Annotated in this window: 10 protein-coding genes and 1 pseudogene; 5 read left to right on the forward strand and 6 right to left on the reverse strand. The window is 43.3% G+C overall.

All coding sequences use genetic code 11. The features are described 5' to 3' along the window. Positions 1-151: 151 nt before the first annotated feature. Together trpS and EDD70_RS04460 are read right to left on the reverse strand one after the other, a co-directional pair. Positions 152-1,162 (reverse strand): tryptophan--tRNA ligase, encoded by a 1,011-nt coding sequence (gene trpS, locus EDD70_RS04455; RefSeq protein WP_092754540.1) that lies wholly within the window; start codon positions 1,160-1,162, stop codon positions 152-154. A gap of 51 nt (positions 1,163-1,213) precedes the next feature. Continuing rightward, complete coding sequence (locus EDD70_RS04460) at positions 1,214-2,401, reverse strand: aminotransferase-like domain-containing protein (protein ID WP_092752607.1); 1,188 nt, start codon at positions 2,399-2,401, stop codon at positions 1,214-1,216. A gap of 181 nt (positions 2,402-2,582) precedes the next feature. Between EDD70_RS04460 and EDD70_RS04465 the strand changes: the two genes are divergently transcribed. Next, positions 2,583-3,332: a DUF975 family protein gene (locus EDD70_RS04465; RefSeq protein WP_092752605.1), complete on the forward strand. Its 750-nt coding sequence runs from the start codon at positions 2,583-2,585 to the stop codon at positions 3,330-3,332. Positions 3,333-3,431: 99 nt separating this feature from the next. Then, positions 3,432-5,417 (forward strand): fructose-1,6-bisphosphatase, encoded by a 1,986-nt coding sequence (locus EDD70_RS04470; protein ID WP_092752603.1) that lies wholly within the window; start codon positions 3,432-3,434, stop codon positions 5,415-5,417. Between the two features lie 228 nt (positions 5,418-5,645). Here EDD70_RS04470 and EDD70_RS15375 read toward each other — a convergent pair. From EDD70_RS15375 to EDD70_RS04480, 3 genes and pseudogenes are all read right to left on the reverse strand, one after another. Further along, positions 5,646-5,902: pseudogene (locus EDD70_RS15375) on the reverse strand (transposase); the annotation flags it as partial. A 24-nt stretch (positions 5,903-5,926) separates the two neighbouring features. Then, a complete protein-coding gene (locus EDD70_RS04475) occupies positions 5,927-7,234 on the reverse strand; it encodes a 2-hydroxycarboxylate transporter family protein (protein ID WP_092752601.1) in 1,308 nt (435 codons plus the stop codon). Then, the gene (locus EDD70_RS04480) at positions 7,227-8,414 is read right to left on the reverse strand and encodes an NAD(P)-dependent malic enzyme (RefSeq protein ID WP_092752599.1); all 1,188 of its coding nucleotides are present in this window, start codon (positions 8,412-8,414) and stop codon (positions 7,227-7,229) included. The genes EDD70_RS04475 and EDD70_RS04480 overlap by 8 nt, the downstream gene beginning before the upstream one ends. Before the next feature lie 188 nt (positions 8,415-8,602). Between EDD70_RS04480 and EDD70_RS04485 the strand changes: the two genes are divergently transcribed. Further along, the gene (locus EDD70_RS04485; protein ID WP_092752597.1) at positions 8,603-10,180 is read left to right on the forward strand and encodes an ATP-binding protein; all 1,578 of its coding nucleotides are present in this window, start codon (positions 8,603-8,605) and stop codon (positions 10,178-10,180) included. 12 nt (positions 10,181-10,192) lie between these two features. Next, on the forward strand, positions 10,193-10,891 hold the full coding sequence (locus tag EDD70_RS04490) for a response regulator (RefSeq protein WP_092752595.1): 699 nt from the start codon (positions 10,193-10,195) through the stop codon (positions 10,889-10,891). Between the two features lie 447 nt (positions 10,892-11,338). Here the strand turns inward: EDD70_RS04490 and gltX are convergent, their stop codons facing one another. Next, positions 11,339-12,793 carry a glutamate--tRNA ligase gene (gltX, locus tag EDD70_RS04495; RefSeq protein WP_092752591.1) on the reverse strand — a complete coding sequence of 485 codons (1,455 nt, stop codon included), beginning with the start codon at positions 12,791-12,793 and terminating at the stop codon, positions 11,339-11,341. Between the two features lie 315 nt (positions 12,794-13,108). On the opposite strand from gltX, the gene EDD70_RS04500 reads away from it, so the two are divergent. Beyond that, on the forward strand, positions 13,109-15,442 hold the full coding sequence (locus EDD70_RS04500) for a SpoIIE family protein phosphatase (RefSeq protein ID WP_092752589.1): 2,334 nt from the start codon (positions 13,109-13,111) through the stop codon (positions 15,440-15,442). Positions 15,443-15,729: the final 287 nt, after the last annotated feature.

The raw sequence follows: 15,729 nt of genomic DNA on the forward strand, positions 1-15,729 counted from the left end.
AATAATGTGCAGTTATCAAATTCCAGTTTGTCGTTGAGATTATGAGCATAATACAAAGCAAGGGCGTTATCGTTACAAAAACGATAACGCCCTTAAAACATCCTTATGTGAAGTCTCAAATATTATAAAGTTTTCTTGTATTATCGGTTCATCAGCGGGGCAGAAAGCCAATCTTTTTGTAAACCTTTTCCATGGTGCGGCGGCTGATTTTTTCTGCTTGTTCGGCGCCGCGTTTGTAGCAGCTTTCCAGATAAGATTTGTCCGCCATCAAACGGTCAAAATTTTCGCGTACAGGGCGCAGATGCTCTGCTACAGCTTCGCCTACAGCGGTTTTAAAGTCGCCGTAGCCCTTGCCTGCAAAATCGCGTTCTATGGTCTCAAAGCTGTCGCCTGTAACAGTAGAAAGTATCGTCATCAGGTTGTTGATACCGTCTTTGCCTTCGCGGTAAGCAACTTCCATATCCGAATCGGTAACGGCGCGCTTAAATTTCTTTACAATCGTTTCAGGTTTGTCCAATATCGAGATGAATCCGTTTACGTTGTCATCCGATTTTGACATCTTTTTGGTAGGGTCGGCAAGCGACATAATTTTTGCGCCCTGCTTAGGAATATACGGCTCGGGTATGGTAAAGGTGTTGCCGTAGGTGTTGTTAAAACGAATAGCAACATCGCGTGTGAGTTCAAGATGTTGTTTTTGGTCGATGCCAACCGGCACCAAATTGCTTTGATAAAGCAGGATATCGGCTACCATCAGTACAGGGTAAGTGAATAAACCTGCGTTGATGTTATCAGGATAACGCTTGCTCTTATCTTTAAACTGAGTCATACGGCTGAGTTCGCCAAACTGTGTGCTGCAAGCCAAAACCCAGTTTAGTTCGGCATGTGTGGTGACATGGCTTTGGATGAATGCTACGCTTTTTTCGGGGTCAACCCCACAGGCAAGCATCAGTGCATATGCCTCAAGCGTGTGCTGTTTTAGGGCTTTGGGGTCTTGCTTTACGGTAATAGCGTGCATATTAACAATACAATAAGCACAGTTATAGGTATTCTGCAATTCCACCCAGTTCTTTATGGCACCCAAATAGTTGCCCAATGTCATAATACCGGTTGGCTGGATACCCGAAAAAATCGTTTGTTTGCGTTCGGGTGTTTGTTGTGTCATTTTGTTTTCTTCCACGAAAATATCCTCCCATTGTAATAAAGCTAAGTCGTTTTAGAAAAGTTCGTTTGTTAGTTTGCCCAATATGGTACATCCCTCAACAATTTTGTCGTCGGTGGGGGTAGAAAAATTCATACGGAATGATGTTGTTACCACACTTTCATCGGTGGTAAAAGCGCTGCCCGGCACGACTGCTACCTTGTTTTGCGCTGCGGTACGGCAGAATTGCATCATATCGGTGCTCTGCGGCAGTGTACACCAAATAAACAAGCCGCCTTCCGGGTTGGTATGGGCAACGGAAGGATGGAAGCAGCGTTCAATATTGTCCAGCATCAGTTTGCATTTGCCGCGGTAGATTGCCTGCAGCTTTGCAATATGTGCATCGAGGTTGCATTCAGTGATGAATTTATGGCAAATCATCTGTGATAGAATGGTGGTGTGCACATCGTTGCACTGTTTGGCAACCGTCATTTTTGCTAAGATGTCACTGTGTGCACATACAAATCCCACCCTCATGCCGGGGGATAGTATCTTAGAAAAACTACCGCAGTATAGCACGATGTTTTCCGTATCCAGTGTTTTGATTGCAGGGATATGTTCGCCTGAAAAACGCAAGTCGCCGTATGGGTTATCTTCCAAAATCAATACTCCGTACCGTTTTGCAAGCTCATAAACAGCTTTACGTTTTTCCCAACTCATGGTGATGCCGGATGGATTTTGAAAGTTGGGGATGAGATAAATAAATCGTGCGTTCGGGTTGTTTTTTAGTGCTTCTTCCAGCTTTTCAAGATTGATACCGTCTTGATCCATATCAACACCCACAAGGTTTGCGCGGTAACTGCGAAAGCAATTTAGCGAACCGATAAAGCTTGGTGCCTCGCAAATAACGGTGTCGCCCTCATTAAGCAGGCAGCGCGTTGCAAGGTCGATACCCTGTTGTGCACCCGATACCACCAACAACCCATCATGTTCATTACCGATGTGATAGCGTTTTTTCAGCATATCAGTAAGTGTGGTGCGCAGTGCGGGGTAGCCTTCGGTAATCGAATATTGCAGTGCCGCAATGGGCGCGCTTTCTAAAATATCTGCGGTGATTCTCCGCACATCATCAATGGGGAATGCCTCCGGTGCGGGATTGCCAGCAGCAAAAGAGATGACAGATGGGTCAGCCGTAGCTTTTAAAATCTCACGAATGGCAGATGGCTGTAAACCACTGATTCTATCTGAAAAAATATAACGCATAAAAAGACCTCCCTTATAAGAATGATGAAGCAACAAATACAATAAACATAATTATATCACCAATACAAACAATTTGAAAGAAAAGTTTAATTTACTTTTTTCTCGTTAGGCGTTATAATGTAAAAAAGAACTATAATTTTTTGGATATTTTTACAAAATAAACAACACTGGAGGAAGGCGTATGTGGGAAAGAGTAGAGCTAAAGGCAAACGCAAAAGCGGCATTATCGCGGTATTATTGGATGGCATTTGCGGTATGCCTTGTGTACAGCACAATCAATGGGGCAGGTGCCGTAGGCGGCAATATGTTAAGGTTGGTTATTGACCTGCAAAATATGGGGACAATAACTCTTACCAATGCAATGCAGTTGGGGGTTGTAAGCGCTAGCATTATATTTGGGGTGGTAGGATTAGTTCTGCTGTTTTTTGTGCTCAACCCGCTGACAGTAGGTCTGCACCGCTATTTTATGGAAAGCAGAACATTTAAAAGCGATTTTGGTACCTTGTTTTATGGCTTTACAGGCGGAAGATACTGGAAAAACGTAGGCGTTATGGCACTGGTAACGGTAAAAATTACGCTTTGGACTTTGCTGCTCATCGTGCCGGGCATTATAAAAGGCTACGAATATTATATGGTACCTTATATTTTGGCAGAAAACGATAAAATTGAAACCAACCGTATTTTTGAACTCAGCAAATTGATGACAGACAATGAAAAAATGAGTATTTTTGTACTGCACCTGTCGTTCATCGGGTGGATTCTGCTTGGTGTATTGCTGTGCGGTGTTGGTACCTTGTTTGTTGACCCATACATATTCGCCACGGATGCCGAGTTGTACGCTTTGATGCGCGCAAAATCTTTTGCACTTAATTTTTCGGATACGAACGAGTTGGTAGATTTTCATCCTCCAATCTACGGCAATGCAAACTAAATGAGCGAAAAAGGGACGTATCATACGTCCCTTTTTCGTTGCACCGCTTTTGAATCAATGCTATACTACTTTTATGATATCAGATAAAGGGGAATGATTATGCTGCACACCAAACAAGATGTTTTACACAATCTAAAATATCTCAAAGCGCTCGCCATTCAATACCCAACGGAACAGGCGGCGTCTACCGAAATCATCAATTTGCAGGCGATTCTCAATCTGCCGAAAGGCACCGAACATTTTATGTCCGATTTGCACGGCGAATATGAGGCGTTTTTACATATATTAAACAATGCATCCGGTGTTATCCGCGAAAAAGTAGATTTGCTGTATGAGAAAAGTTTGCCCTCGAAAGAGCGTGCGGTTTTGGCAACACTCATCTATTATCCCGAGGAGAAACTCAAAGAAATAAAAGAAGATTCTGCCGATATGGAGGAATGGTACCGTATAACACTCAACCGCCTAATAGAAATCTGCCGCCTTGTATCTTCAAAATATACGCGCAGTAAGGTGAGAAAGGCGCTGCCAAAAGACTTTGAATACATCATCGATGAGCTTTTACACACCAATTATGATGAACTTAACAAAGAAAAATACTACGAGAACATTATCGAAACAATCATCGATATTGAACGCGCCGATGAATTTATTTTTGCGCTTTGCAATACCATCAAGCGCTTGGTTGTCGACCGTTTGCACATTGTAGGCGATATCTTCGATAGGGGGCCACGTGCTGACATTGTTATGGATTCGCTGATGGAGCACCATTGTGTTGATATTCAATGGGGTAACCACGATGTCCTTTGGATGGGGGCTGCTGCAGGCAGCCGCACCTGCATTGCCAGTGTGCTCAACAATTCGATTACCTATAACAACTTGGAGGTAGTTGAAATGGGCTATGGCATCAATCTGCGCCCGCTGGCATTGTTTGCGGCTGAAGTATACGGTACAAAAGATGTTTCTTGTTTTCGCCCCAAGCTGCAAAGTGCCCAATACTGCAACCCAAAAGATATTCGTTTGGTGGCATGTATGCATAAGGCGATTGCAGTGATTCAATTTAAGCTGGAAGGGCAGATAATTCAGCGCAATCCCGGTTTTAACATGGACGACCGCTTGTTGTTGGATAAAATTGATTATGAGCACAAAACTGTACGTATCGGCAACAAAGATTATAAACTGCGCGACTGTGATTTTCCAACGGTTAACCGCGAGAATCCTTATGAGCTAACCGATGAAGAAACTTTGCTGATGGAACAACTCAAATTCGCCTTCCGCCACAGCGAAAAATTGCAAAAGCATGTTCGCTTTCTTTATGCAAAGGGAGGCTTGTATAAGTGCTATAACGGTAATTTACTGTTCCATGGCTGCATCCCTATGAATACCGACGGCAGCTTTATGGAATTTGAATGTGATGGCGAGAGGCTTTCGGGCAGAGCATTTATGGATTATACCGAATCGCTGGCAAGGCAGGCATTTACCGCAAATGCTCATTCACCCGAAAAACTGCGGGGCAAAGATTTTATGTGGTTTTTATGGTGCGGCAGAAATTCTCCGTTGTTCGGCAGAGATAAAATTACAACATTTGAACGCTTGTTGGTTGACGACAAAACGGTATGGGAAGAACCCAAAAACCCATATTATGTTCACAGCGCAACAGAAGAAGCTTGTGTGCGTATGCTAAAAGAGTTTGAGTTGGATTACCCGCACTCGCATATTATCAACGGGCACGTACCCGTACGCAGTAAAGATGGAGAAACCCCTGTGAAAGCAAACGGAAGGCTGATTGTGATTGACGGCGGATTTTGCAGGGCATATCAGCCCACTACAGGTATTGCGGGTTATACACTGGTGTTCAACTCCTATGGTATTCGCATCATTTCACACGAACCGTTTGACGGAGCACGCAACGCCATACGCAAAAATAAAGATATTCTTTCTACCTCTCAGATTTACGAAACAATGCAAAGCCGCATAAAAGTAAGCGGAACGGACGAGGGGCAGGTCATCAAAGAGAATATCGAGGGGTTAAGGCTGCTGTTATCTGCCTACCGTATCGGGGTGCTGAAAGAACAGCATAATAAATAAAATAAAAAACGGGTGCATAATACGAGTAATCATAAAGACAACTTGTGAACCGAGAGTCAAGGCGACTTTTTAAGCACCCAGTTACAAAAATAATATATAAAATCAGTTTAAGCACAACAAGGGCACCTTTGAAAAAAGGTGCCCTTGTTGCGGTTTTAAATAAAAATTATAGGGGTAGTTTGCCCTCGTGCATAATTGCAAATTCGCTGTGTAAACCTTGCCCCAATCTCAAAGCGGCAGGTTCCATTTTTTCGTTGCCTGCAAGGTTGAAAGATATAATGCCTTTAGTAGAGACTTATTGCTAGGGAATACGCTTCGCCGGCGGGTCAACTTCTTGTAGTACTGTCCAGAATTTCAATAGCATTCATGGTATCTTACATAACTGAAAAACTAAAAATCGGAAATAGAACACCCCAATTCTGATCTCAGCTTTTCATTGCGTGAGGATAGAATACTTTCCACTTTTCGGCAACCCTTTGCATTTTTCACCGCATACCTTTAGGAAAAATCTATAGCATTATCTTAACAAGTATACTTGCTAAAATAAGTACCAATGCACCGCAAATACGTGTTGAAATCTGAGCAAAAGGCAAAAGCTCCATCCTTTTGCAGGCGCTAAGCACGGCAACGTCACCGGTACCGCCCATATTAGTAGTGCACAAACCTGCAGTAACGGCACTTTCGACAGGATAAAACCCTACCAGACGGCCGCCAATACCAGCGCCAAGTGCTACACCGCCAACTACTACTATAACGAGCAGTAAGTACACCGGTGATATTGCTGCTGCAACTGCTTTTAAATCGATTAGGCTGATACCAATGCCAACCAGCAATGCACTTGTCCAGTTTTTCATTACAAATTTGCTCCATTGCTGTGTTGCATTTTCAAAGCTTTTTGGTATAATTCCTATAGCTTTTGTCAAGGCAACCAGTATAATCATCCAAGCATAGGTGTGAATAAACGGCAAAAACTTATTGACAACCGTGCCTAGCAAATAAAACGAGGCGGATAAAATAAGCCCCATGCCCAATGTTTGCAAATCCGGTTTATCATCATTTTTTTGGTTCAATGAATCATCTTGCTTAACCATGAGCTTGCCATTACCGCTAAGCGAAGGTTTTACCTCGCCTAACTTTGCTAACAAGCCTGCACCAATAATAGCCATACAGTTGCCTAGTGTAGAAGCAGGTACCATGCGGCTGATAATTTCGCTTGCCTCAACGCCGAGTTCTGCTGCATAAATACCGCTCATAGGTACAACACCTGCACCCATACCGCCACCCATCATGGGTATTGCAATATACATAATGGCATCTTTAAAGCCGAACCCTACTGCCCAGCCAACAGCGCCAACCATAAGTACTGCAAAAGTCATAGCACTAAGAGCAACGGGTAAAAAGCGTAAAGATGCTTTTAACAGCAGCTTACGATCCATACCAAGAATACTTCCTGTGATTAATGCCGCAATATAAAAGTTTAAAAAGCCTGTCGCGTTCATAAACGTATCTACGTTTTCAATTACAGAAGCAGGGATTAAACCAGCACTTACCATAGAGGCAGAACCAAATATGCATACAATGGCACCGCCGCCTAAAAAAGTTTTAACAATTGGCAGGTTATCACCAATAGCATTCAGCAGAAAACCGAACACCATCATAATGGCTAATGCACCAATCATACCGCCGGGCAGCCAATCCAATACCATGCACACTGCAACCAGTGCAGTAATGGCAAGGTAAATAAACAGTGGAATTCCGCTAATTTTAACAGCATTTGCTTTTTGCAAAATAGATTGTTTTATAGCAGTATCATTCATAACAATTCTCCTTTTTATTAATGCCCGCGGCAATAGCTTCATCTGCTACAGCTTTCGCAACGGCTACAGATACTCGAGCATCAAATGGATTTGGAATAATATAATCCTCGCTGAGTTCGTCATCAGAAACAATGGACGCAATCGCTTTGGCGGCGGCGCATTTCATTTCCTCGGTGATGTCAGTCGCCTGCACATCCAATGCTCCGCGAAAAATACCGGGGAACACCAACACGTTGTTAATTTGGTTTGGAAAATCACTGCGGCCGGTTGCTATCACACGCGCACCGCCTCGTTTTGCTTCGTCAGGCATAATCTCAGGTGTAGGGTTTGCCATAGCAAAAACAACGGCATCTTTTGCCATTGAAGCAACCATCTCTGCGTTTACCACATTGGGTGCCGAAACACCAACAAATACGTCGCAGCCTTTCATCGCCAGTGCAAGATCCCCTTTAATACCCTCTTTGTTTGTAACTTCCGCCATGGATGCTTGCGCCGGATTCATCCACTCTTCCCCTTTTGCAAGAATACCTTTTAAATCTACCAATACCACATCACCAATGCCAAATTGCATTAACAGCTTACAAATGCTTATGCCTGCACTACCAGCTCCATTAATCACAACCTTCGCTTGGTTGAAAGGCTTACCAACCAATTTAAGTGCATTTAACAGCCCTGCACATACGACTATAGCGGTGCCGTGCTGGTCATCATGAAATACAGGTATATCCAGCTCTTCTTTTAATCGGCGTTCAATTTCAAAGCAGCGTGGTGCAGAGATATCTTCAAGGTTGATACCGCCAAACACAGGTGCTATCTGTTTTACAGCTTTAATAATCTCTTCCGTGTCCTGAGTATCCAAACAGATTGGAAAAGCATCTACATTTGCAAACGCTTTAAACAGAACAGACTTACCCTCCATTACAGGTATAGCTGCTTTAGGCCCGATGTTGCCCAATCCCAATACGGCACTGCCATCACTTACAACCGCAACAAGATTACCCTTAGCGGTATAGCGGTACACGTCTGCTTCATTTGCTGCAATTTTACGGCAAGGTTCGGCAACCCCGGGTGTATAAGCAGTGCTTAAATCTTCTCTACAAGTTACAGGAACTTTACTGCAAACTTCAAGTTTTCCTTTCTTTTTTTCATGCAGCTCAAGACTACGTGCATTATAATCCATTGTTTCAGCCTCCATTTTTTATTTTATCGCTGTTTCGGTTGTATTGTTAATTATGTTGTTTTCAGCTTATAATAAAAAAAAGACCATGTATATCTTTTGAAAATTTCAAAAAACTTTTGTAAGTAAAAAAAATGATAATAAATTAACAAATTGTATTATAATAAAAGATAGTTGGAGGTGATATAAGAATGAAAAAACAAAGCGTTGAGGGGTTAAATTACATTCAAATGATTTTTGTAGTTTGTATTACTGTGATGTTGTGTATGGCAGTTGCATTATATTACAGCCTTTCTTCTATGCAAAAAAACCTTGATACAAATATTCAAAATACCGCCGCACTTATTTCCAGCGACCCTATCACACTGGATACTTTACGTAAACAGCAGCCAACAGCGGAACTAACGCAGCATTTGAATACCTTTTTAAATAATAGCCGCAATATTGATATTATTGTAGTTTGTAATGCCAAAAGCATACGATTATATCACAGTGACAACAGCAAAATAGGCGAAGTTTTTGTTGGTGGCGATGAAGGAGCTGCTTTAAAGGGTGCCCCGCCTTATATTAGCCAACGTATGGGGTCACTGGGCACACAGCGGGGGGCTTTTGTTTCTATACGAGAAAAAGACGGCTCGATTTTGGGCTTTGTTATGGTATCTGTCCTTACCAAAAGCATTTCTGCTCTACGCCGTGAAATTTTATTAACATTTTTTGCAATCTCTATCGGAGCACTTGCGTTGGGCTGTATTGCTGCATGGCTATTTAATCGAAATCTACGCAGTAAACTAATGGGGTTTGCTCCGGAAGAGTTCAGCCGTATATTTGTTGAGCGTGAAGAGGTTATGGATGCACTGGAAGAAGGCGTTGTTGCAATTAATGCGGACGGAAAAATAATTATGGTAAATCGTTCTGCCAAGATGATTTTGGATTTTCCTCCGGATACACAAGTGGAAGGGATACCCCTTGTAGACTTGTATTCCGAAACAAATTTACCACGAGTAATGCGTGAGGGACAGCCTGAATACAACGTGCAGATTGCGATTAAAGACAAAATAATTCTTTCTAACCGTATTCCCATTAAGGATAAAGACCATGTAATTGGCGCAGTTTCTATTTTTCGTAATAAAACAGAGGTAACAAAACTGGCTGAAGCGCTAACCGGTGCAAATACTATGGTAGATACGATGAGAGCGTTCAATCACGAGTTTTCAAACAAACTTCATGTATTGCTCGGCTTAATCCAAATGGGTAAAAATCAAGAGGCAAGCGCCTTAATTTTAAATTCTGGTCTTGTATCTACCCGCGCGGTAAGCGAAGTAAGCAAAAAAATAGCGCTGCCTAATGTGGCAGCACTGATTATTGGTAAAATATTACGAGCAAACGAACTTGGCATCACGTTAAGATTACAAGAAGAGAGTTTATGCATTGCGAATGACATTTTGCCGGCAGATGCCTACATCACCATCATTGGTAATCTGCTGGAAAATGCCATAGAACAGCTTAACAGCAGCGATTTTCCTGTAAAAGAAATTGACCTTGGAGTTTTTACAACTGAGGAATACAGCATTATTGCTGTAGATGACACCGGAGGCGGGATTGCACCAAACATAAGAAAGCATGTGTTTGAAAAAGGTGTAAGTACCAAAGGAAAAGACCGTGGAATTGGGCTTGCTCTTGTGAATGAAACTATTGAACGTTACCACGGAGAAATTGTATTGGATAGTGAAGTTGGAGTAGGAACCTCTATTACTATTTCATTTGGTTAGGGGGTACATGTTGTGTATAACGTAATTATAGTAGAGGACGACCCGATGGTTGCCGCCATCAACCGCCAGTATATAGAACAAAACCCACTGCTTTGTGTTACTGCCGAACTGCGAAGCGGCAAAGAAGCGCTTGCTTACCTGCAAACGCATACTGCCGACCTTGCAATTGTAGATTATTACATGCCAATTATGAACGGTATGGAATTTTTACAAGCTGTGCGTCAACAGAGTATTGCGTTAGATTTTGTGATGGTAACCGCCGTAAATGACGCGGCAACAATTGGTCAGCTTATGCAGTTGGGTTTGGTAGATTATTTAATAAAGCCATTTGAAATGAAGCGCTTTACACAAGCGATGGAAAAGTTTATTACACAGCGCCAAATAACAGGCAGTAAAACACCTTTAGAGCAAAGTACATTAGACAAACTGCTGCAAGCACAGCAAGAAACGGGCAGCAATGAGCTACTAGATAAGGGTTTGCAACAGCGAACATTGGATATTTTATATGCTTGCCTTGTACAAAATAAAAATGTTTTAATGACTGCTGAAGATATTACGGAAAAAACCGGACTTTCGCGTGTAACGGTGCGACGTTATATGAACTATTTATTGGATAGGCGAGAAATAATAAGTGAAATAGACTATTCCACCGGCGGCAGACCATGTATTATGTATCAGCTGAGTACATCCTCCAAACACAGTAAAAAGTAATCTATGCAAGGTTTATCTCCCAGTAAGTCCATAGCATTCTAAAAAATATTTTTAATATCTTCAAAATTCTGCTCGGATACCGTTATGGTACTCGAGCTTTTTATTTTCTTCAATACTTCTGTAAAATCCAGTTCGCAAAAATCAACAATACCTTTTCCTATGCCTCCAATCTGCCCAAACATCGCGCGGCGTGTATTGTGTAAGAAAAGGTGAGCGAGCTCACCGTCCGATGCTTGATGATGTAAGTAATGGTAATGATATATCATCCATAGAAGAAGCCTATGGTTCAGATGCACTAACAGAATTGATGATTAGATGGCAAGCGATTTAAGGCATAACAAAAGGCGGATAGCCGTAACTATCCGCCTTGTACATCACATTGTTAGGGTGGGTCACAAAATATACTTATGAACACTCACATTACGCGTCCGTTTTTTGTTCCCCGATTTATTTGCTGAGCAATTCGATGCCTTTTTTCACTCTTTTTATAGATTCCTCTTTGCCAAGCAGTGCGCAGATTTCTACGCCGCCGCCGGGGGTGAATTGCTTGCCTGAAACAGCAACACGAACCGGCCAAAGAATTAAACCGTTTTTAACGCCGAGTGATTCAATTACCTGAAACAAAGCCGCATGCACACCCTCCACACTGTAATCATCCAGTGCTTCCAATACAGGCAGTACTGCTTTTAAGCTTTCCAACGAGTTTTCTTCGTTGGTTTTCATCTTTTTGTGTATATACAACTCGGTACTGTATTCCGGTAATTCATCAATAAAATCGAGCTGTTCGGGTATGTCGTGCAGAACCTCGGTACGAGGCTGCAGCATATGCGCAATCAGCTTGGTGTCTACGTCATGTTTTACTGCTTTCTTAATCCATGGCAGTGCTATTTTATGGAACTCGTCAAGCGGCATTGCTTTAATGTATTCGCCGTTGATGTAGCTTAGTTTTTGTGTATCAAAAATAGCGGGAGATTTTGAAATGCCCGTAAAATCCCATTCTTTGATGAGCTCATCCAGTGTGAAAATCTCGCGGTCGCCTTTCGGGCTCCACCCGAGCAGAGCAATGTAGTTGAGCACCGCATCTTTCAAGTAACCCTGCTCAATTAAGTCCTCGTAAGAGGCGTCTCCGTTGCGTTTGCTGAGCTTATGGGTGCTGTCTTTCATAACAGGCGGACAGTGGATGTATTTGGGAACATCCCAGCCGAATGCCTCGTACAACAGATTATATTTTGGCGTGCTCGAAAGATACTCGTTGCCGCGGATAACATGCGAAATGCACATCAGGTGGTCGTCCACAACGTTTGCAAAGTTGTAAGTGGGCATACCGTCTGTTTTAATTAAAATCTGGTCATCCAGTGTTTCGTTCTCTACACTGATGTCACCGAAAATTTCATCGTGAAATGTAGTGGTACCGTCTTTAGGCATTTTTTGGCGGATGACATAAGGGATGCCCGATGCAAGCTTCTCGGCAATTTCCTCTTTGCTAAGTTCACGGCAGTGCCCGTCGTAATGCGGTGCTTGCCCCGATGCTTTTTGCAGAACACGAACTTCCTCCAGCCTGTCCTTATCGCAGAAGCAGTAATAAGCAGCGCCCTTTTCAACCAATTGCAGGGCGTATTCTTTAAACATTCCCATGCGTTCACTTTGTACATATGGGCCTACAGGGCCGCCGATGTCTGGGCCTTCATCCCAAATCAGCCCTGTTTCGCGCAGGGTTTTATAGATAATATCAATCGCGCCTTCAACAAAGCGTTCCTGATCGGTATCTTCAATGCGAAGTAAAAATTTGCCGCCCTCTGCTTTTGCTGTCAAATAAGCATAAAGCGCGGTGCGCAGGTTACCGACATGCATATATCCTGTTGGGCTGGGGGCGAATCGGGTACGTACGCCTTCTAATTTCATCAGTTCATTACCGTCCTTTTACTATGAGGCACGCAGCCTCAACAAATTGCGGCAGAAAAGTCCGCCATCTAGCTTATTGTAAGCTTGCAAGCAGTTTTTGTCAATTAAAATATGTCTAAGTGCTCATTGTTGGTTCTCTGCCCAATTTGCTTCGTTTCGCCATTTTGCGCGGTAGTATTGTGACAATGTTTTTATACAGCATGTAATAATATGGAAGAAGAACTTAATGTAACTAACATGATATGCGAAGTTCTCTGAAAATATACCAAGAGAATTAATTTTAATGCGGCAAATTGCCGCGCAGGAGTGAAGCAGATGAAAGCAGGAACACAAAGGATTGGGACGAGCTTTGGCAGTCGGCTCAAACAGGCGCTTGCAGCAAAAAGCAGCTGGATTGAAAACGGCATTTGTGCAGCGGTGGCATTTGTTATGGCAAACGCTTTTCTGTTTAATACAATGGCTCCATTCGGGGTTAGCTTTGCCGCATCGGTAAAACGCGAAAATTCTCTTGCGGCAGCGGCGGGGGCTATACTTGGCTACACCTTCTCTTACAACCCTACATCTAATATAAAATACATAATTGCTGTTGTGCTTATGGTAGCGGCAAGCTGGGTGATATCAGACACCCGCTTGTCAAAATACAGGGGCTTTGCAGTACCAATTGTTGCGCTGATTTCGGTTTTAATTGCCGATTTGGCGGTGTTTTCACTGGGTGGTTTAACTTTATATGATGCTGTTTTAAGTGCATCGGAGGCTTCTCTTGCTGCAGGCACCACCTTTTTTATGATGCGCAGCCTTACGGTTGCCGAACATCGTGAAAATTTGCTCTGCCTTAACAACTCAGATATTTCATGCCTTATTATCACCTTTGCCATTGCTATGATGGCACTTGGCTCTTTTTTAATAGCAGGGCTTTCCGTTGGCAGAATTGTAGCGGTTGTCATCATTTTAATGTGTGCCAAATACGGGCATGAGGCAGCAGGTGCGGTTGCAGGTGTTACAGCGGGTGCAGCAATGGGGTTGTTGGGCAGCAGCTTTACTTATTTGGCTGCGGCTTACGGCTTTGGCGGCTTGGTAGCAGGTATGTTTGCAAACTTTGGCAGCTTTGGTTGTGCTGTTATTTTTGTTATTGTAAACGGGATTGTATCGCTGGTGTTGGGCGGACAATTTGAAGTTATGAACTCGATGTACGAAGTGTTTGCAGCAAGTGTGCTGTTTGTGGTGATTCCCACCTCATGGACGGACAAGCTGATGTTGGCACGGCGCAGCAAAACCGAGGCAGTAACACAGACGGCAAAGGATATTATGCTGAGCAAGCTGCATTTTGCGTCACAGGCATTATCTGATATTTCGACAACCACGCAACAGGTTTCGGGCAAGTTGATGACGATGCAGAGCGTTGACATTGGCACTGTATACAGTAAAAGTGTGGATAGTGCCTGCCGCCGCTGTAAACAAAGAGGCGAATGCTGGGGCGGAGATTTTTCTGCAAGTATGGATAGCATGAACCATTTTGGCGGAGTACTGAAGCGCAAAGGCAAAATTACCGAGCAAGATTTTACCGGCAGGCTTGCCGAAATGTGCGTTCGTAAACCTGAAATGGTGCTTGCGGTGAATGCCGAGTACAGTTTGTTTGCACAGCGTCAGGGCAGCCGCCAAAAAGTATCGCAGATACGCGGTGTGGTCACCGACCAGTTTGAGGGTATGTCCATGATGCTCGGCTCTCTCGCAACAGAGTTGTCTGAAATTTACGAGATAGACAACCGCAAAAATCGCTGTATTGTAGATATGTTTATGCGCTATAAAACAGAGCTTTCCGCTGCATCCAGCTACGAAGATAAATTCGGCAGGCTGTATGTAGAGGTGACCTTACCGTCTTTTAAGCTTGCAAGGCTGCCTGTGGCAGAAATCACCGCCGAGCTTTCAGATTTATGCGAAACTACTTTTGACTTGCCTGCGATACAAGAGGCAGAAGGCACCGCGAAACTGATGTTTGCCGAAAAGGCAAATTTAAGTGCAGAGTTCGGCAGGGCGCAAATTCCGTACGGCAACAGCAAATTGTGCGGAGATTGCTGCGACTTCTTTCTTGATAACCGCGGGCGCGCGCATATGATAGTGAGCGACGGTATGGGCAGCGGAGGCAAGGCTGCCATTGATGCTGCAATGACCGTAAGCTTGCTTACAAAACTGATCAATGCGGGATTCGAGTTTGATGCTGCGCTCAAGATGGTAAACTCAGCGCTGCTGGTTAAATCCAATGAAGAATCGCTTTCCACTATCGACCTTGCCTGTGTGGACCTCTATACCGGCAAAGCTGAATTCCTCAAAGCGGGTGCCGCACCCACCTTTGTTTTGCGTTCCGGTACGGTTGGCAAGGTAGAATCTATGTCTATGCCGGCAGGCATTTTGCGCGGGGTGGAGTTTGAAAAATCAACGATGACACTGCGCGAGGGTGATATCATCGTGATGATTTCAGACGGCGTAATTTTAACGGGTATCGACTGGATGTACCCGCAGATTAAGCTGAGTAAATCACTTTCGGCACAGGAATTAGCGCAGGAAATTGCAAACACAGCCAAGGTTCGTCGTGTTGACAACCACGATGATGATATTACCGTTGCGGTGATGAAGCTGAGTAAAGGGGTATAATACCAAGTAACCTTTCGCAATATTCATAGAATAATTTTAAGCGACAGATAGCGAGCTTGCCGTCTGTCGCTTTTGCTATTTGAACCAACAATTGTATTGTGATAATATAAATGGGAAGCAAATAGATAGGGTGTGGTATTGTGGTTGCAGAATATGCAAAAGAAGCGGACATTGATAGCTGGATGAATCTTTTAGATTGTGTTAAAGAGAGCTTCCCGGGGTTGAATATAACAGAATACAAAAAAGTGATATAATCTTATTAAATTTGTTATATGGGGGTGAGTGCA

This window comes from Hydrogenoanaerobacterium saccharovorans (genome assembly GCF_003814745.1).
Lineage (GTDB): Bacteria > Bacillota > Clostridia > Oscillospirales > Ruminococcaceae > Hydrogenoanaerobacterium > Hydrogenoanaerobacterium saccharovorans.